The organism is Mesorhizobium sp. M0862, from assembly GCF_040319795.1.
In the GTDB taxonomy this organism is placed as follows: Bacteria; Pseudomonadota; Alphaproteobacteria; order Rhizobiales; family Rhizobiaceae; genus Mesorhizobium.
Window position 1 is genome coordinate 1 of the sequence record NZ_JAMYOJ010000009.1, and the last position, 17,739, is coordinate 17,739.

Genomic DNA, 17,739 nt, shown 5'->3' on the forward strand with positions numbered 1-17,739 from the left:
ATTTTGGCCGTCGTCTTTGGGGCGTGGGGCCGCCTGGGCCGCCCGCCCGCGCGGGGCGGCCGCGGGGGGGGCGTTGCCGTGTACCTATACACTACGGGCGCCGGTTTGCCCCGGGGCGCCCCTCGCCCAATTCCGCCTTCCCGTCGCGGCCCGTCAGTTGCTGGTGATGCTGACGGCGTCGCCCTCGACCAGCAGCGGCGGCGCATAACCCAACGGCTTGTCGCCGGTCACGGCGCCGCCGGTAACCCGGGCTTGTATGTCGGAACCGAAATAGGCGTACGGGAATGGCGGCGGTGTCTTGCTGACCGTATCCAGCCGCGCGCGAAGCTCGGCGGGTAAAGTGAAATCCAACGCCGCCAGATTGTCCTGCAACTGCGCCAGCTTGGTGGCGCCAAGAATCACGGTGGCGATGCCCGGTTGCGTTGCCACCCAGTTGAGCGCGACCTGCGCCATGCTGCGTCCGAGTTCGGCGGCAACTTTTTCGAGCTCCGCCACGATCGCCCAGTTGCGCTCGGTGAACTTCTGGAACCCCGGATGAGTGGTGTTGCGAAAGCCGTCGAGCCGGCCGGCATGGCCTTCCTGCGTCGGCCGGTACTTGCCGCTGAGCAGCCCGCTGGCCAGCGGGCTCCACACCATGATTCCTGCGCCATGGCGGGTGCCGAAGGGCACGAACTCATTTTCGATCGAACGCTCCGCCAGCGAATATTCAAGCTGCAGGGCCGACACCGGCTCGTAGCCGCGCCACTCGGCGATCGTCTGCGCGCGGGCAGCATACCAAGCCGGCACATCGGACAGGCCGACATGGCGAATTTTGCCCGCACGCACGAGATCATCCATCGTGCGCATGACCTCCTCGGCCGGCGTCAGCCCGTCCCAGACATGGAGGAGGTAGAGGTCGATATAGTCAGTGCCCAACCGCTTCAGCGAGGCGTCCACGGCGCGCAAGATGTTCTTGCGGCCATTGCCACCGGCGTTCGGATTGCCGGGCTCCGCGTTGAAGGTGAATTTCGTGGCGATCACGGCTCTGTCGCGCAAGCCTCGCTCGGCGATGAATTCGCCGAGCCAGGTTTCGGCTGTGCCGCCGGTGTAGAGGTCGGCGGTGTCGAAGAAATTGCCGCCGGCCTCGACATAGGCGTCGGCCATGGCGCGCGCGGTTTCCCTGTCCGCGCCCCAGCCCCATTCGGTGCCAAAGGTCATGGTGCCCAGTGCCAACCGGCTGACGCGCAGGCCGCTGTTGCCCAGTGTGTAATAGCTCATGGTCATGGTGTTTTTCCTATCCTGATTTCTTGACGCCGGCTCACTGGCCAGGCGTCATCTTGACCCAGGGATTGCCGCGCTCATGCGTGGCGCGGAAAACGAAGCCGTCGACTTTCCAGCCGGTCCCGGAGCGAACCAGATGGTGCTCGTAGGTGCCCCAGACTTCCCACAGCGGGTCGCCATTGCCTTCCATCCGGTTCCAGGCATAGCCGTTCGAAGAGACGGTCGCCGCGTCCGCCTCAAAGATCACCTGGTGATTGGTGCGCAGATGCAGGCTGGTCTTGCTGCCCCTGAGGTTGCCGGCCCAGGTACCGATCAGATCGTCGGAGGGGATGGTGGCGGCAGGCTGTCCTGACAGGCTGCTGAAGTCGACGGTGACACGGTCGGCGAAATAGGAGCGGGCAAGCTTCCAGTCCTGCGCATCGACGGCACGGTCGATGGCATCGGCGATGCGGATGACGGCGCGTTCGTCGGCGAGCGCGCGCCAACCGGACGGCTCGGCGCCGCCGGCATCAGCCGGCGCCAGAGCAAGGGCTGCGGCGAAGGTAGCGTGTTTCAAGGCATTCATCTCTCTTCTCCTTGTGCATTGGTGACGGCAATATGGGTCAGCCTGTCGGCATCGAGAACATTGAAGTGTTCGCAAGTACTATGCGATATCATGCATGAATGGATCGGGATCTGCTCAGTCATTTGCCTGTCATCGTCGCCGTTGCCCGACGCGGCGGCTTTGCGCTAGCTGCGGCCGAACTGGGCATGTCCCCATCCGCCGTCAGCCATGCGGTGCGCCTCGTGGAGGAGCGGATCGGCCAGCCGCTGTTTGCGCGCACCACGCGCAGCGTCTCGCTGACGGAAGCCGGCAAGGCGCTGGTGGAGACGGCAGCCCCTGCCCTCCAGGATATCGCCGACCGAATGGACCGCATCCGAGCCATCAAGGGCCGGCCCTCCGGCTTGCTCAGGTTGAACGTTCCCAACATCGCCGTTCCACTTGCCGTCACTCCCGTGGCCGCCGCGATGGCTGAACGCTATCCTGATGTGACCATCGAATTGCTCACCGACCAGGGGCTGGTGGACATTGTCGGCGAGGGTTTTGATGCCGGCATCCGGCTGGGCGAGATGATCGCACAGGACATGGTCACGGTCCGGCTGACGCCGCCATTCAACGCCGTGATCGTCGCCTCCCCCGCCTATGTCGGCCGGCATGGCCGTCCGCGCGGTGTGGCGGATCTTTCGGACCACAATTGCATCGGCTACCGGCTTGTGCGCTCCGGCGCACTCTATCGCTGGGACCTGACTGAGGACGGCAAGGATGTCGTGGCCGAGACGAAGGGTACGGTCATCGTCACCGATTCGCTGGCCGCGATCGACCTTGCGCTTGCCGGCGTCGGGCTGACCTATGTGTTCGAGCCGCTGGTGCGCGCGGAATTGGCCGCCGGCCGCCTCGTTCAGATCCTGCCGCAAACGGCGATCGAGGAGCCCGGCCTCTTCCTTTACTTCCCGCGCAGGGCGTCGACGGCGCCAAAGCTCAGGGCCTTCATCGACACCGCACAAGAAATCGGCCGAGCATCCTTGCGGACACCCGGCCGAGTTGCCTGAGCTGAGAAGCCCTTTTCGGGGCTATTTTTAAAACTACTTCTTCACCGCCGCCGCGACTTCCGCCGCGAAATCGGTCTCTTCCTTTTCGATGCCTTCGCCCAGCGCAAAGCGCAGATAGGCGGAGATCTTGGCCGGAGCGCCGATGTCCTTCTCGGCATCCTTCAGCGCCTGCTCGACAGTGATGTCGGGATTGAGCACGAAGGCCTGCTTGAGGAGCACGACTTCCTCGTAGAACTTGCGCAGGCGGCCTTCGACCATCTTTTCGATGATCGCTTCCGGCTTGCCGGACTGGCGCGCCTGGTCGGCGAAGATCGCCTTCTCGCGCTCGACCGCTGCCGGATCGATCTGCTCGGCGGTCAACGCCAGCGGGTTGGTGGCGGCGACATGCATGGCGACCTGGCGGCCAAAGGCGTTGGCGGCATGCTCATTGCCCGTCGTCTCGATCGCGACCAGAACGCCGAGCTTGCCAAGACCATCGGCAACCGCATTGTGGACGTAGGTTGCGACAGCACCGTGCGGGACGGTGAGCTTGGCCGAACGGCGGAAGCTCATGTTCTCGCCAATGGTGCCAACGGCGTCCTTGATGGTGTCAGTGACCGACTTGTCCGAACCCGGATACTTTGCGGCAGAGACAGCCTCCGTCGTGCCATAAGCAAGCGCGACCTTGGCGACATTGCGAACGATCTCCTGGAACTGCTCGTTGCGGGCCACGAAATCGGTCTCGGAGTTAACCTCGACGATGGCGGCCTCGCGGACGCCGGAGTCGACGCCGATCAGGCCTTCGGCGGCAGTACGGCCAGCCTTCTTGTCGGCCTTGGAAATGCCCTTCTTGCGCAGCCAGTCGACGGCCTCTTCGATGTTGCCGTTGGTCTCGGTCAACGCCGCCTTGCAGTCCATCATGCCCGCGCCGGTCAAGTCGCGGAGTTCTTTGACCTGTGCAGCCGAAATGCTCATTGTCGCCTCTTTGTTTTAAATGCACCGACGCACCACCGGTACTCGGTGATGCGTCCGTCTAGCGTGCCAAATATGAGAATGATGAAGGCCGCAACCGGCCTTCGATTGTCAAGCTTCCGGAGCGTCCGCAGCCGGGGCCGGAGCCGGATCAAGCGCCGGTTCGACCGGAGCTTCGACCGAGGCGCCGATGTCGACGCCGAGCGCGCCCTGCTGGCGGGCGATGCCGTCGATGGCAGCCTTGGCGATCAGGTCGCAATAGAGCTGGATGGCGCGCGCCGCGTCGTCATTACCGGGGATCGGGAAGTCGATCTTGTCCGGATCGCAGTTCGAATCGATGATGGCAACGACCGGAATGCCGAGGCGCTTGGCCTCGAGAATGGCGATCGCTTCCTTGTTGGTGTCGATGACGAACATCAGGTCGGGCGTCGAGCCCATGTCCTTGATACCGCCGAGCGCCTTGTCGAGCTTCTCGCGCTCGCGGTCGAGGTTCAGGCGTTCCTTCTTGGTCAGGCCCTGGGCTTCGCCGGCCAGCATCTCGTCGAGCTTGCGCAGGCGCTGGATCGAATTCGAGATCGTCTTCCAGTTGGTCAGCATGCCGCCGAGCCAACGCGAGTTGACATAGTATTGGGCCGAACGCTGTGCGGCGTCGGCGACGATGTCGGACGCTTGGCGCTTGGTGCCGACGAACAGCACGCGGCCGCCCTTGGCAACGGTGTCGGAAACCTGCTTCAGAGCCTGGTGCAGCAAAGGCACCGTCTGCGACAGGTCGATGATGTGGATGTTGTTGCGGGCGCCGTAGATGTAAGGCGCCATCTTCGGGTTCCAGCGGTGGGTCTGGTGGCCGAAGTGAATGCCAGCTTCCAAAAGCTGGCGCATGCTGAAATCAGGCAGTGCCATTCTTAGTTCCTTTTCCGGTTAGCCTCCACGGACACAGGCATTTTTGGACTTTGTCCTCGAACGCCACCGGAGGTTTCAGCCGGATTTCTCCCGGGCAGACACCAAAGTCCGTGTGTGGAATGAGCGCGCATATAGAGGGGAAGCGCTGCAAACGCAAGCGGTGAGGTGCTTCATCGCTCAGCGTGCGGCAATCAGCGCTCCGGTGCCGATCATGGCGCTGCCGGCGAACCGGTTAATCAGCCGCATGCGTTCGGGCGTCCTGAGCCAGCCGGATGCCCTGCCCGCCAGCGCGGCGTAGATGCCAATGGTGAGAATATTGGCGCCGACGACGACTGCCACCACCAGCAGGCCGTCGGCAAACGTCATGGTGTCGAGGTTGAGGATCAGCGGCATGATCGAGGCGTGGAACAGGATCGCCTTCGGGTTGCCGAGCGCCACGGAGGCGCCAAGCAGGAACGACCGCGACAATCCGGTTTGGGGGATTCCTTGCGCGGCCGATTGCGCGGCCGCGGCCCGCCACATCTTGATGCCGAGGAAAATCAGGTAGGCCGCACCGGCGTATTTCAACAGGAGAAACACCCATTCGAAGGTCTGGGCCAGCGCCACCAGCCCGAGCAGTGCCAGGGTGACCAGCACGGCATCGCCGGCGGCAATGCCCATTCCGGCGACGAACGCACGCAGGAAGCCGCGTGCCACGCCGTTGGTGATCACCGTGAACATCGCCGGTCCCGGCGTGGCGGCGGCAAGTGTGATGGCAAGGCAATAAGCCAGGAATGCCGTTAGGGTCACGATCGGCCCTTTCCGTTGGGTACCCGTACGCGCCTGAAGATCGCAACGATCTCCTCGCGGCTGCATTCGATGGCGCCGAGCCGCACCGCCCGGTCGCGCTCGAAGCCGGTTATGTCATAGTGCGGCGCCGATGTCCTGGGCGGCCCCTGGTAGGACGAACGCTTGACGCCAAGCTCGGCGGCGAAACGATGCAGTTCGTCCGTATCGTCGGCCATCAGGTGGCACCAGCGATGGCCGGCCCATTTCCAGATCGCCGCATCGACATAGACCGCCATCGGGAACTGCCATCAAGCCTGCCGTGGCCAGCGCCGCATTGTTGCTATTTCGAGACCGGGCAAGGCTTGGTCTGATCGAACAGCGACAGGTTGACCAGCTTTCCGGTCATCGAGAACTCGCCATAGTCCATTGTGAGGTCGCGGGTGATGCCGTTCTCGTGCAGCTTGAAGCTGATGCGGTATTCCGGCACCTCTTCGCCCGATTTGTCGGTCTCGTCGAAATAGGCGATGTCGACCGGCCAGTATTTGTCGCCTGCAAGCTTGGCCAGCGCCGGCGCTTCGGGGTCGGCCTTGTCGCCCTCGGCCTTCTTGCCGACGATGACGGTGGTGGTCATCACCTTGTTGGCATCCTCCGAACCGTCGAACAGGCTGGTTTCGTAGAAATTCTCGCCCTTCTCGGCCTTGCCGATCAGTTCGACCAGATGCTGGGTCGGGAACTGAGTAGCGGCGAGTTCCAGGCTGTTCTTCTCGGGCTTGTCGATGTCGACCTTGAGGCCCTTGGTCTCTTTCGTGGCGGTGCCCTTGACCTCCTTGTCTAGGTTCTGGTCGACGAAGGATTTGGTCACGAACGAGAAGGTCTTGCCTTCAGCGTCCTCGAACGTGGTCGTCTGCTGGTCGGTCAGCCTGGTGTTGTCGCCGGTGGCGATCTGGGTGACGAAACGGAATTTTGCCGTATAGCCCTCGCAGGGCGAGCCGTTGAACTCATAGACCATGCGGCCGGAAATGCCGGTGATGCCCGAGCGGTCCGACGCCTTGTCGAGGGTAAGATCGTAGACGGCGCGATGCGCCTGCAGCGCCGGCACGGCAAAGGCTGGAGCCATCGAGAACAGCACCGGAACGAGAACGGCGTGGAAGGCAAGGCGCGTTGCGCGCATAAAGGGCTCCGATCGTCGCAGCTGATGGCAGGCCGCAGGTAAGGATGGTCCAGCTTAAAAAAAGTCGTGGCGGAAGCGAGGCAAAAATAGCAATTTCGGCCCGGCCAGCGCGGCGTCTCCAAGCAATAGGGAAATACGATGAGTGAAACAATCGAAAAGCGGCTAAGCGATCTCGGCGTGACGATACCTGCCGCCGCAGCGCCCGCCGCGAACTATGTGCCCTATTGCAGGTCCGGCAATCTTTTGTTCACCGCCGGGCAGTTGCCGCTCAAGGACGGCAAGCTGCAGGCAAGCGGCCTGCTCGGCCGCGACGTCGACACGGCAACCGGCAAGGAAGGCGCAAAGTACTGTGCAATCAACATCTTGGCGCAGGCAAAAGCAGCACTTGGCGATCTCGAAAAAATCCAGCGGCTGGTCAAGATCACCGTCTTTGTTGCATCAGTGCCGGATTTCGTCGAGCAGCATCTGGTCGCCAATGGCGCCTCCGATTTCCTGGTCGCGGCCCTTGGCGAGCGCGGCAAGCATGCCCGCTCCGCCGTCGGCACCGCCTGTCTGCCGCTTAATGCCGCAGTGGAAATCGAAGCCGTCTTCGAGGTCGCATGAGCAGGACCAAGACAATGACCGACCTTTCCTGGCTGACCGCCCGCCCGGTGGCGCATCGCGGCTTTCACGACATGAACAAGACGCGCTGGGAAAACACGCTGTCGGCCTTCGCTGCTGCCGCCGAGCGCGGCTATGCGATCGAATGCGACGTGCATTTGTCGTCCGACCGCGTCCCCGTCATCATTCATGACGGCGATCTCAGTCGGTTGACCGGCCAGGACGGCTTCGTCTGGCAGCGCACGGCAGCGGAACTGGCGGCGCTCAGGATCGGCGGCACCAAGGACCATGTGCCGACACTTCAGGAGGTGCTCGACCTGGTCGACGGCCGCGTGCCTTTGGTGGTCGAATTGAAGGGTGTGCCCGGCTACGACGAGGGCCTGGTGGCGAGCGTCGGCAAGATGCTGGAGCGCTACAAGGGCAAGGCGGCGATCATGTCGTTCGACCACTGGCTGGTCCGCGATTTCCCCAGGGATGCGCCAGGAATTCCGGGCGGGCTCACGGCCTATGGCCAGGACAACCAGTTGATCGAGGCGCATTTCGCCATGCTGGCGCATGACCTCGCCTTCACCTCCTATGCCGCGGGCGATCTGCCGAACCCGTTCGTCAGCTTCGTGCGCGAAAGGCTTAAAATGCCTGTCATCACCTGGACGGTGCATGACCAGCCGGCGGTGGATCTCACCTTCAAATACGCCGACCAGATGACGTTCGAAGGGTTCGAACCCGATCTGGTCAATGTCGCCTGATGGAAGTGCCTGAAACGTGACTTGTAGCGGCCCCGACAGAGCTTAAATAAGCCCCATGGATCAGGGTGATGAAGGTGACGGGCAAACGGCGAATGCGGAGTTTTCCATCCGCGTTGCCGCCGGCATCAATGCCTTCACCTGCGACGAGTGGAACGGCTTTACCGGCACAACCCGCAGCGACACAGAAAATGGCTATAACCCTCTCGTTTCATATGCTTTTCTGAGCGCGCTTGAAGATTCCGGCTGCGCCGTGCGGCGTACCGGCTGGCAAGGTCATCATCTCAGACTGGAAAATGCCCAAGGCAGATTGCTGGGCGCCGTGCCCTGCTATCTCAAATCGCACAGCCAGGGCGAATATGTCTTCGACCACGGCTGGTCCGATGCGTTCGAACGCGCCGGCGGCAACTACTATCCGAAACTGCAATGCGCCGTGCCGTTCTCTCCGGTCACCGGCCCTCGCCTGCTGGTCAGCAAGGGCGAGGACAGCGCCATTGTGAAGGCCGGTCTCGCAGCGGGCCTAAAGGCGGTGACGGAAAAGCTCGGCGTGTCGTCCGCGCATGTCACCTTCGCCAGTGAAAGCGACGTTGCAACGCTGGAAGCAGCCGGCTTCCTGCACCGCACCGACCAGCAGTTCCACTTCTTCAACGAAGGCTTTTCGACCTATGACGATTTCCTCGCCACGCTGGCATCGCGCAAGCGCAAGGCGATGAAGAAGGAGCGGCGCGAGGCGCTCGCCAACGATATCTCGATCGACCGGCTGACCGGCAAGGACCTGACCGAAAGGGCCTGGGACGATTTCTTCGCCTTCTATATGGATACCGGCAGCCGCAAATGGGGCCGGCCCTATCTCAACCGCAAGTTCTTCTCGCTGATCGGCGAGCGCATGTCCCAGGATATCCTGTTGGTAATGGCCAAGCGCAATGGCCGCTATGTCGCCGGCGCCATCAACTTCATCGGCTCCGATGCGCTCTACGGCCGCAATTGGGGCTGCATCGAGGACCACCCGTTCCTGCATTTCGAAGTTTGCTACCATCAGGCCATCGACTTCGCCATCGAGCGTAAGCTGAAGGTGGTCGAGGCCGGCGCGCAGGGTGAGCACAAGCTGGCGCGCGGCTATCGTCCCGTGACCATGCATTCGGCGCACTACATCGCACATCCCGGCCTGCGCAATGCTGTGGCCGACTATCTCCGGCGGGAACGCCGCGAGGTCGAGCGGATGGGCGAAATCCTGGAAGAGCATACGCCGTTCCGCAAGGATCTTGAGGAATAGCGATCCGCCCCTGCCCTCGCCTGACCATCTTACCTGACCATCTTGCCGGTCCGGGACAGCTTCGCTACACCGGGAGCATACTCCCGGAGCGCCGCCATGACCGAGGCCTACGACCCCAGCAATATCTTCGCAAAGATCCTGCGCGGCGAAATCCCCTCGCACCGCATCTACGAGGATGATGCCGTGGTCGCCTTCATGGATGTGATGCCGCAAGGCCCCGGTCACACGCTGGTGGTGCCCAAAGCACCGTCGCGCAATCTGCTCGATGCCGATCCCGCGACGCTCGGCCGGCTGTTCACCACGGTCCAAACGGTCGCGCTGGCGGTCAAAAAGGCTTTCGGCGCTGACGGGGTCACCATCCTGCAGTTCAACGAACCGGCGTCCGGCCAGACCGTCTACCACCTACATGTCCATGTCATCCCGCGGTTCGAAGGCATCGCGCTCAAGCCGCATACGGGGCAGATGGAGAAGCCCGAAGTGCTGACGGAGAACGCGGCGAAGATCCGAGCAGCGCTGAACGGTTGAGGTGGCGCGCGCCTCAGGGAGATGCGCTCAGCCACAATCCACCACGTCGGTTAGGAAAATATCAAACCACGCCGTGATAACGTGCTCCGTACCGGGATGCGTTTGGGTTTTCAAAATCGTGGAACATTCGGTTGCGACATCAGAGCCGTTGGTAAAAGCAGCTGCCGGGCGGGCCTTTCTGCGCACCTTGGCGGACGCGTACCGGCGACACCGCCTGCTGCACGCGATGGCCATCGCTGCCCTGCTTTTGGCAGCCGCGGTCGGCCTGCGCACCGGAAACATGCCGGATTTCGGCGTGCTGGAAGACTATTCCCAATACCTTCTTTTCGCTTTCTGGATCGGTGGCTGCGCCTTCGCACTCGGCAGCTTTTTTCACCTTGCACTCATCAAGCGGGGTCCTGAGCCGCTCGGCACTTTCCTGCGATCGATCGGCGGCGTCTTCGGCGACGCCGAGCGCAACGCCAACAGCCTGAATGGTCTGGCCGCGTGCATTGCGCTCATATCCGCTTTCGGTGTGTTGAAAGGCGCGGTCGCGATCCTTTCGCCATTCGCATGGGATCACGCATTGGCTCAGGCCGACCGGGTGCTGCATTTCGGCCGAGCGCCCCATGAATGGCTATGGTTTATCGTCCAGTCGCCGCTCGCCGTAAGATCGTTCAACCTGGCTTACAATTCCTGGTTCGTCGTCCTTATCGCCTCGGTCTTCATCGCTTGCATCACGCGCAGGGACACGAAGCTGCGTCACCAGTTCCTGATGAGCTTCATGCTCGTGTGGATACTGGCGGGTTTTTTCCTGGCGATGGGCCTGTCTTCGGCAGGGCCGTGCTTTTACGAGCGACTGGGGCTGGGCAGCGACTATCATTCCCTGATGCAAGCACTCGCCGCCGCCGATCGCATCTATCCGATCTGGGCGCTCAGCACGCAGGACATTGTGTGGAGCGGCTATATCGGGGCGACGCCAGGCAGTCTCGGCATATCCGCCTTCCCGTCCATGCATGTAGCGATGGCGGTGCTTTTCGCGCTTTATGCAACACGCCGCTCATGGTTGGCCGGCCTTTTGATGTGGGCATTCGCCGCAATCATCATGGTCGGCTCGGTCGTCCTTGGCTGGCATTATGCCGTGGATGGCTATGCGAGCGTTCTGATTTCGATCGCCATCTGGAAGGCGTGCGGGTACTTCCTGGGCAAGTTTGCACCCGAGGGCGTCGCCGCCTGACCTAACAACATCTGACCTGAAAAGCAGGGGCGCTGTGTCGGCAAACCGGCCAGCCAATGAAAAAGGGCCCGTCACCGGGCCCTTTTTTCATAGGCGAACTTTTTAGCTCTTGCGCGGCAGTTGCGGCACCAGGCTGCGCTTGCCGCCGTCCTTGCCCTTCGGCTCAGGCTCGTCCTTGCCCTTGGGCTGAGGCTTCTGCGCCACCGCCTTCTTGGCGACGGGCTTCTTGGCCACCGCCTTGCGGGCTTTCGGCGCCTCTTCCGGCTCCTGCTTCGGCTGCACCGGGGCTTCGTCGGCCAGTGATTCGAGCTTCAGGCCGGTTTCGCCGGTTTCCTTCTTCTCGACGGTGACGCGCACCGTGCCGCCCTTCTTGAGCTTGCCGAACAGCACCTCGTCGGCCAACGGCTTCTTGATGTGCTCCTGGATGACCCGGCCGAGCGGCCGCGCACCCATGCGCTCATCATAGCCCTTGTCGGCCAGCCAGGCGATCGCGTCGGACGACAGGTCGAAGGTGACGCCCCGCTCGGAGAGCTGGGCCTCGAGCTGCATGACGAACTTCTGCACCACCTGATGGATGACCGGCACCGGCAGCGAACCGAACGGGATGATCGCATCGAGACGGTTGCGGAACTCCGGCGTGAACAACCGGTTGATGGCCTCGACATCGTCGCCTTCGCGCTTGGTCGATCCGAAACCGATCGCCGCGCGCTGCGCATCGGATGCGCCCGCATTGGTGGTCATGATAAGGATGACATTGCGGAAGTCGATCTGCTTGCCGTTATGGTCGGTCAGCTTGCCGTGGTCCATGACCTGCAACAGGATGTTGAACAGGTCCGGATGCGCCTTCTCGACTTCATCCAGCAAGAGCACGCAGTGCGGATGCTGGTCGACCCCGTCGGTAAGCAGACCGCCCTGGTCGAAGCCGACATAGCCGGGAGGCGCGCCGATCAACCGCGAGACGGTGTGGCGTTCCATATATTCCGACATGTCGAAGCGGATCAGCTCGACGCCGAGCGAGGCAGCCAACTGCTTGGCGACTTCGGTCTTGCCGACGCCGGTCGGGCCTGAGAACAGGTAGGAGCCGATCGGCTTTTCCGGTTCGCGCAGGCCGGCACGTGCCAGCTTGATCGCCGAGGTCAGCGCGGTGATGGCGGTGTCCTGGCCATAGACGACGCGCTTCAGCTCGATGTCGAGGCCTTGCAGCACCTTCTCGTCGTCTGCCGAAACCGTCTTCGGCGGGATGCGGGCCATCGTGGCGATCGTGGCTTCGATCTCCTTGATGCCGATCGTCTTTTTGCGCTTGGCTTCCGGCACCAGCATCTGCGAGGCGCCCGTCTCGTCGATCACGTCGATCGCCTTGTCCGGCAGCTTGCGGTCGTTGATGTAGCGGGCCGACAGTTCCACCGAAGCCTTGATCGCCTCGTTGGTGAACTTCACCTTGTGGAATTCCTCATAATAGGGCTTGAGGCCCTTCATGATCTCGATGGCGTCCTCGATGGTCGGCTCGTTGACGTCGATCTTCTGGAAGCGCCGCACCAGAGCGCGGTCCTTCTCGAAGAACTGGCGGAACTCCTTGTAAGTGGTCGAGCCGATGCAGCGGATGGCACCCGAAGACAGCGCCGGCTTCAACAGGTTCGACGCATCCATCGCGCCGCCGGACGTCGCACCGGCGCCGATGACGGTGTGGATCTCGTCGATGAACAGCACGGCGCCGGGATAATCCTCTAGCTCCTTGACAACCTGCTTCAGCCGCTCTTCGAAATCGCCACGGTAGCGGGTGCCGGCCAGAAGCGTGCCCATGTCGAGCGCGAAAATGGTGGCGTCCTGCAGCACTTCGGGCACGTCGCCTTCGACGATGCGCTTGGCCAGACCTTCGGCAATCGCCGTCTTGCCGACGCCGGGATCGCCGACATAGAGCGGGTTGTTCTTGGAGCGGCGGCACAGCACCTGGATGGTGCGGTTGATTTCGCTCTCGCGGCCGATCAGCGGATCGATCTTGCCGGCCTTGGCCTTGTTGTTGAGGTTGACGCAATAAGCCGTCAGCGCATCCTGCTGCTGCTTCTTCTTGCCGCCTTCCTCCTGCGGCTCGGCGCCGTTCTGGCCGCCCTGCTCGTCATCGGCGCCGCGCGGCGAGCGCGTCTCCGATGCGCCGGGGCGCTTGGCGATGCCGTGCGAGATGTAGTTGACCGCGTCGTAGCGGGTCATCTGCTGTTCCTGCAGGAAATAAGCGGCATGGCTCTCGCGCTCGGCAAAGATGGCGACGAGCACGTTGGCGCCGGATACTTCCTCGCGGCCCGACGACTGCACATGGATCACCGCGCGCTGGATGACGCGCTGGAAGCCGGCGGTCGGCTTGGAATCCTCATCGTAGCCGGTGACGAGATTATCGAGCTCGGTGTCGATATAGGTCAGAACGGTGTGCTTCAGCTCGTCGAGATCGACGTTGCAGGCGCGCATGACGGCGGCCGCCTCCGTGTCGTCGATGAGGGCGAGCAGCAGATGTTCTAGGGTTGCATATTCATGGTGCCGCTCATTGGCGAGCGTCAGCGCCTGGTGAAGCGCCTTTTCCAGGCCTTGGGAGAAAGCCGGCATGTTACCTCACTTCTTCTCCATCACGCATTGCAGCGGATGCTGATTCTGTCGGGCGAAATCCATGACCTGAGACACTTTGGTCTCGGCCACCTCGAATGTATAGACCCCGCACTCTCCCACCCCATGATTGTGAACATGAAGCATGATGCGTGTGGCGGCTTCGCGGTCCTTTTGAAAAAAACGCTCCAGGACGTGAACCACGAACTCCATGGGCGTGTAGTCGTCGTTGAGGATGAGGACCCTGTAAAGGCTGGGCTTCTTGGTCTTGGTCTTCGTGCGCGTAATGACGGCTGTGCCGCGACCGGCCTCATTGCCGTCGCCGTCACTTTGCATCCGCACCACGCTTGTCGTGGCAGTCAAACCTGAAGTCACGTAGTCCTGCCTCTTTCGAATCCCCATGCGAGTTCGATATGTAGGTGTTCGATGGACGATTTTAAGCCCTTCTTGTTAGCTGACAATATGGCTAGGTGGGGAAACCGAGGCGATTTTCAAAATCGTGAACCGCCAAAGCCCCGGAATTGAACCGGCATGAAAAAACCCGGCCGCGCATCCGCGACCGGGTCTGTTTTGCAAGCCCGAAAGGCCGTGCCTGGTATTCTCGAGCGAAATTACTTCGCCTTGGCGACAATCGACTCGAAGGGCTTGTAAGCCTCCTTGGCGAGATCGGCATAGAGATCGCCGAACTTGGTCGCCTCGGCAACGAAGCTCTCATAGCTCTGCTTGGCGAAGTCGGACTGGATCTCGACCGCCTTTTCCAGCGACTTGGCGGAGAACAGCTTTTCGACCGCGGCGCTGCCGGCTTCGAAGCTCTTCTTGGTGTATTCGCCAGCTTCAGTGGCGATCGCCTGCGCGCCCTTAGAGAGCGAGGTGAAGCTCTTCAATCCGGTATCGGCAAACTCCTTGCCGTATTTCGAGAAGTCCTCGTAGGTCTGGGTCATTTGACGTTTCCCTTGGCGTTTTGAAGCGCCCTTGCCTGAGCGCGGTTGTGCAATGCACGAGAATATATTGTGCGCTGCACAAAAGTCAAGATTTCAGCGGCATCAGGCCGCGCTGCGCCGGCAACAGCTAAAATTCGAATAAAGAAAGGCTCAAGCCCGAGGAAAATGGTGAACGCGCCGGTTACCATAAACGGATTGGTAACGCTGGCCGCGATAGTTTGACGACAAGTGAGGTCGGATCCCTTTGCCGCCTCCATGGCAATGAGTTTCAAAGGAACTATCAGTGCGTCAGGCGTTGTCGGTCTTCGGTTCAAAATCCGCATCTTCCCTCAAAACGATCATGATCCTCGCTTTGGCGATGTCATTTGTCGTTGCGGATGCCGCGTCCTCGATGGCCGCCAGGTCTTCGGCGATCGTCGTCGACGCCAAGACCGGCAAGGTGCTTTATTCGTCCGATGCCAACGGCCGGCGCTACCCGGCGTCGCTGACCAAGATGATGACGCTCTATCTGACCTTCGAGGCCATGGCGAAGGGCCGGATCAGCAGGAACACGCCCGTGCCGTTCTCGGCCAAAGCGGCGGCCGAACCGCCGACCAAGCTCGGCGTCAAGGCGGGCGGAGCGGTTTCGGTCGAAACCGCCATCCTGTCGATGGTGACCAAGTCGGCCAATGATTCGGCGACCGCGCTCGGCGAACTGCTCGGCGGCAGCGAAAGCAATTTCGCCCGCATGATGACCGCGAAGGCGCGCGCGCTCGGCATGGACGGCACCGTGTTTCGCAATGCCAACGGCCTGCCCGATCCCGGCCAGTTCACAACCGCCCACGACATGGCGATGCTCGGCATAGCGCTCAGGGAACATTATCCGCAGTATTACGGCTATTTCTCGCAGCGCTCCTTCCTTTACGGCCGCCAGCGCATCAATGGCCACAACCGTCTGCTCGGCCGCATCAAGGGCGTCGACGGCATCAAGACCGGCTATACCCGCGCCTCCGGCTTCAACCTCGTCTCGTCGGTTTCGGATGGCAACCGCCGCCTCGTCGCCGTCGTCATGGGCGGCACTTCGGGGCGCAGCCGCGACAACCAGATGGCCGGCCTGATCAACGCCTACATGCCGCGCGCATCGACCCGCGGCGGCGGCGCCCTGGTCGCCAAGGCCGGCGGCGACAATCCGGTCAAGGCGCTGGCCAAGGTCTTCCTGCCCAAGCATGACGCGCCGACGCCGGATGGCAAGCCGATCGTTGAAGACGATGCCGTAGCGTCCAATGACGATCCGACATCCGCTGACGAGCAGTCTGCTGAAGGCCAGTCTGCCGACGAACAGACGGTGGCCGCGGTCGAAGAGCCCGCCCCCGTCGTCAAGACCAGGAAGGTCAAGACCGTCATCGTGACGGCGCCGAAGGTCGAAACTGCGCAGATTGTGGCTGCCTATGCCGAACCCACGCCTGTATCCCCACAGGCGGTCGACCCGGTCAACACGGCCTCGGTGCCGGCTGGTTGGGCGGTGCAGGTGGCGTCGTCGCCCAAGCAGTCCGAAGCCCAGGCTTTCCTCGACAAGACCGCCAAGCAGGCGCCCAAAGTTCTTGGGGCTGCTTCCGGTTTCACCGTCGCCTTCGAAAAGGATGGCGAGACCTATTACCGCGCCCGGTTCGGCGGCTTCCGCTCGAAGGACGCGGCCTGGAATGCCTGCAATGCCCTGAAGAAAAAGAAAATCGCCTGCTACGCCGTCCAACAGTAGGGCGGCGTCGGAACCATCTCCCGGAAATTTACTGCGTCGAAGGAGACTAGTTGTGATTGGAGAGCAAGACGTCCTTGGCTTCGTTGATCCGCGCCGCCAGGAAAGACGTGCCGCCGATGTCGGGGTGCAGGCGCTGCATCAGGCGGCGGTGCGCCTTGCGGACATCCGCCGCGGCGGCCCCCGCTTCAAGACCAAGGATCTTGTAGGCCTCCTCCTTAGTCATGGCGCCCGCACCTGGCGCAACACCCAGCCCTTCGCCACCGTTCGCCTCAGCGTCTTTGCGCCAGACGGGAAAACGGCCGTCAAGATACGTCTCTAGGAGCTGGCGGCTCTCCGGGTCGCCGGGGAGTTCGCGGTAAAGCTGCTGCAGCTCGGCCAGGCCCATCGCGCCCAGCATCTTGCCTTCATGGCGGCCGGCCAGAACCAGGCCTTCAAGCCCGCCCGTATCGTGATCAAGCTCCATTTCCAGTGCGGCGGTCCGCACCGTCGAGCGCTTGCCGGGCGCCGGCCCGACCGACGGCCCCTTCATTCGCATCGAACCGTACCAGGCAAGGGCCGCGGCCAGGATGAGGCCGGCAATGCCTTCGCGCCCGACCACCAGCACGGCAAGGCCAACCAGCGCCAGAAGCACCGGCCCGAGCGTGCGCATGCCGCTTGCCAGTTTTTGCGCATCGGCACGGACAAAGATCGTCGCCGCGCCGAGCAGCACCAGAAACAGTGCAACAAGTGCAATGATAGCGCCCATCAATTCCCGCCGCCCCTGAGATGCTCGATCAGCAGCCGATCTCCCGGCCTGTCCCTTGCCTCGAGCGCCTTCAATCCACCCGTCGCATAGACGGCAACCGCCGAAAGCAGCCCGGCCAAGGTCGCGGCAGCCCGCCGATCAAATCGGAACCAAGCCCCTTTGGACAGCCGCGCAATCTCCTTGAACGCCTTTTCTGCGCCGGGATCATGGCCTTCCTGGAAGACGAAGACGGGAACGCCGTGCAGACCGAGGCTGCCGGCCTTCTGCGCCAGGTCGTCGATATCCTCTTCCATGGCGTCGCCGATATAGACCAGAGCATTGACCTTGGCCGCCGCCGTTTCCTTCAGCGCATGCGCCAGCACCTTGCCGATCTGGGTGTGGCCGGCACGGCAGTCGATCCGCGTCATCAGCTGCTTCAGGGCATTGGTGTCGGCGACAAAAGCCGACGAGCGGCACTCGCCCAACCCGCGAAAATAGGCCAGTTGGACGCTGAGAGTTCCGGCCTTGCCGACGGCGTCGAACATTTCGCCCTGCAGCTTGGTGGCGAGATCCCAGGTCGGCTGGCGGCTCATCGTGGCGTCGAGCGCAAGGATCAGCCGCCCGGAGCCGGTCGCGGACGCGGCAAGCGTCCGGGCCTGACGGATAAAGGCGTCGATCTCGCCGGCATTGGATTGAGGCTTGACCGGCGCAGGATCGGCCCTGGCGGGCACGCGCTGCTTCTTGTCGCTCATA

At 62.5% G+C, this 17,739-nt stretch carries 20 protein-coding genes; 7 read left to right on the forward strand and 13 right to left on the reverse strand.

Annotation, left to right across the window (positions count from 1 at the left end; translation table 11 throughout):
* Nucleotides 1–153: 153 nt before the first annotated feature.
* Entirely contained in the window at nt 154–1,263 is a 1,110-nt protein-coding gene (locus NKI15_RS15320) for an aldo/keto reductase (protein WP_023745113.1), read from the reverse strand.
* Nucleotides 1,264–1,297: 34 nt separating this feature from the next.
* Nucleotides 1,298–1,825: a nuclear transport factor 2 family protein gene (locus NKI15_RS15325; protein WP_023826963.1), complete on the reverse strand. Its 528-nt coding sequence runs from the start codon at nt 1,823–1,825 to the stop codon at nt 1,298–1,300.
* Between the two features lie 98 nt (nt 1,826–1,923).
* Here NKI15_RS15325 and NKI15_RS15330 point away from each other — a divergent pair, with 98 nt between their 5' ends.
* Nucleotides 1,924–2,850 carry a LysR family transcriptional regulator gene (locus tag NKI15_RS15330; protein WP_023754872.1) on the forward strand — a complete coding sequence of 309 codons (927 nt, stop codon included), beginning with the start codon at nt 1,924–1,926 and terminating at the stop codon, nt 2,848–2,850.
* A 33-nt stretch (nt 2,851–2,883) separates the two neighbouring features.
* Here the strand turns inward: NKI15_RS15330 and tsf are convergent, their stop codons facing one another.
* From tsf to NKI15_RS15355, 5 genes are all read right to left on the reverse strand, one after another.
* Nucleotides 2,884–3,804 carry a translation elongation factor Ts gene (gene tsf, locus NKI15_RS15335; RefSeq protein ID WP_023684688.1) on the reverse strand — a complete coding sequence of 307 codons (921 nt, stop codon included), beginning with the start codon at nt 3,802–3,804 and terminating at the stop codon, nt 2,884–2,886.
* Between the two features lie 108 nt (nt 3,805–3,912).
* Nucleotides 3,913–4,701: a 30S ribosomal protein S2 gene (gene rpsB, locus NKI15_RS15340; RefSeq protein ID WP_023671022.1), complete on the reverse strand. Its 789-nt coding sequence runs from the start codon at nt 4,699–4,701 to the stop codon at nt 3,913–3,915.
* Between the two features lie 177 nt (nt 4,702–4,878).
* Nucleotides 4,879–5,490, reverse strand: a complete 612-nt coding sequence (locus tag NKI15_RS15345) for a LysE family translocator (RefSeq protein ID WP_023706228.1) — start codon at nt 5,488–5,490, stop codon at nt 4,879–4,881.
* Complete coding sequence (locus NKI15_RS15350; protein WP_023671020.1) at nt 5,487–5,765, reverse strand: DUF4031 domain-containing protein; 279 nt, start codon at nt 5,763–5,765, stop codon at nt 5,487–5,489. The genes NKI15_RS15345 and NKI15_RS15350 overlap by 4 nt, the downstream gene beginning before the upstream one ends.
* 44 nt (nt 5,766–5,809) lie before the next feature.
* Nucleotides 5,810–6,640, reverse strand: a complete 831-nt coding sequence (locus NKI15_RS15355; RefSeq protein ID WP_023706227.1) for a cell envelope integrity EipB family protein — start codon at nt 6,638–6,640, stop codon at nt 5,810–5,812.
* A gap of 138 nt (nt 6,641–6,778) precedes the next feature.
* On the opposite strand from NKI15_RS15355, the gene NKI15_RS15360 reads away from it, so the two are divergent.
* The 5 genes from NKI15_RS15360 to NKI15_RS15380 all read left to right on the forward strand — a co-directional run bounded on the left by NKI15_RS15360 (nt 6,779) and on the right by NKI15_RS15380 (nt 10,997).
* Nucleotides 6,779–7,243, forward strand: coding sequence for a RidA family protein (locus tag NKI15_RS15360; RefSeq protein ID WP_023693441.1), 465 nt, complete (start codon nt 6,779–6,781; stop codon nt 7,241–7,243).
* 14 nt (nt 7,244–7,257) lie between these two features.
* Nucleotides 7,258–7,986: a glycerophosphodiester phosphodiesterase gene (locus NKI15_RS15365; RefSeq protein ID WP_023706226.1), complete on the forward strand. Its 729-nt coding sequence runs from the start codon at nt 7,258–7,260 to the stop codon at nt 7,984–7,986.
* 55 nt (nt 7,987–8,041) lie between these two features.
* Nucleotides 8,042–9,256, forward strand: a complete 1,215-nt coding sequence (locus NKI15_RS15370; protein WP_023693439.1) for a GNAT family N-acetyltransferase — start codon at nt 8,042–8,044, stop codon at nt 9,254–9,256.
* Nucleotides 9,257–9,352: 96 nt separating this feature from the next.
* Nucleotides 9,353–9,781, forward strand: coding sequence for an HIT family protein (locus NKI15_RS15375; RefSeq protein WP_023684683.1), 429 nt, complete (start codon nt 9,353–9,355; stop codon nt 9,779–9,781).
* A 1-nt stretch (nt 9,782) separates the two neighbouring features.
* Nucleotides 9,783–10,997 (forward strand): phosphatase PAP2 family protein, encoded by a 1,215-nt coding sequence (locus tag NKI15_RS15380; RefSeq protein WP_352514063.1) that lies wholly within the window; start codon nt 9,783–9,785, stop codon nt 10,995–10,997.
* A gap of 102 nt (nt 10,998–11,099) precedes the next feature.
* Here NKI15_RS15380 and clpA read toward each other — a convergent pair whose 3' ends face one another.
* From clpA to NKI15_RS15400, 4 genes are all read right to left on the reverse strand, one after another.
* A complete protein-coding gene (gene clpA / locus NKI15_RS15385) occupies nt 11,100–13,589 on the reverse strand; it encodes an ATP-dependent Clp protease ATP-binding subunit ClpA (RefSeq protein WP_023671013.1) in 2,490 nt (829 codons plus the stop codon).
* Between the two features lie 6 nt (nt 13,590–13,595).
* On the reverse strand, nt 13,596–13,922 hold the full coding sequence (clpS, locus tag NKI15_RS15390; RefSeq protein ID WP_023671012.1) for an ATP-dependent Clp protease adapter ClpS: 327 nt from the start codon (nt 13,920–13,922) through the stop codon (nt 13,596–13,598).
* Nucleotides 13,923–14,197: 275 nt separating this feature from the next.
* Nucleotides 14,198–14,527, reverse strand: a complete 330-nt coding sequence (locus NKI15_RS15395; protein WP_023671011.1) for a phasin family protein — start codon at nt 14,525–14,527, stop codon at nt 14,198–14,200.
* Nucleotides 14,524–14,799 (reverse strand): hypothetical protein, encoded by a 276-nt coding sequence (locus tag NKI15_RS15400; protein WP_155927172.1) that lies wholly within the window; start codon nt 14,797–14,799, stop codon nt 14,524–14,526. The genes NKI15_RS15395 and NKI15_RS15400 overlap by 4 nt, the downstream gene beginning before the upstream one ends.
* Before the next feature lie 68 nt (nt 14,800–14,867).
* Here NKI15_RS15400 and NKI15_RS15405 point away from each other — a divergent pair, with 68 nt between their 5' ends.
* Nucleotides 14,868–16,262, forward strand: coding sequence for a D-alanyl-D-alanine carboxypeptidase (locus tag NKI15_RS15405; protein WP_023748392.1), 1,395 nt, complete (start codon nt 14,868–14,870; stop codon nt 16,260–16,262).
* A 46-nt stretch (nt 16,263–16,308) separates the two neighbouring features.
* On the opposite strand, the gene NKI15_RS15410 is transcribed toward NKI15_RS15405, so the two are convergent.
* Together NKI15_RS15410 and NKI15_RS15415 are read right to left on the reverse strand one after the other, a co-directional pair.
* Nucleotides 16,309–17,007 carry a DnaJ domain-containing protein gene (locus NKI15_RS15410; RefSeq protein ID WP_023748391.1) on the reverse strand — a complete coding sequence of 233 codons (699 nt, stop codon included), beginning with the start codon at nt 17,005–17,007 and terminating at the stop codon, nt 16,309–16,311.
* Nucleotides 17,007–17,738 carry a hypothetical protein gene (locus NKI15_RS15415; protein WP_023748390.1) on the reverse strand — a complete coding sequence of 244 codons (732 nt, stop codon included), beginning with the start codon at nt 17,736–17,738 and terminating at the stop codon, nt 17,007–17,009. The genes NKI15_RS15410 and NKI15_RS15415 overlap by 1 nt, the downstream gene beginning before the upstream one ends.
* Nucleotide 17,739: the final 1 nt, after the last annotated feature.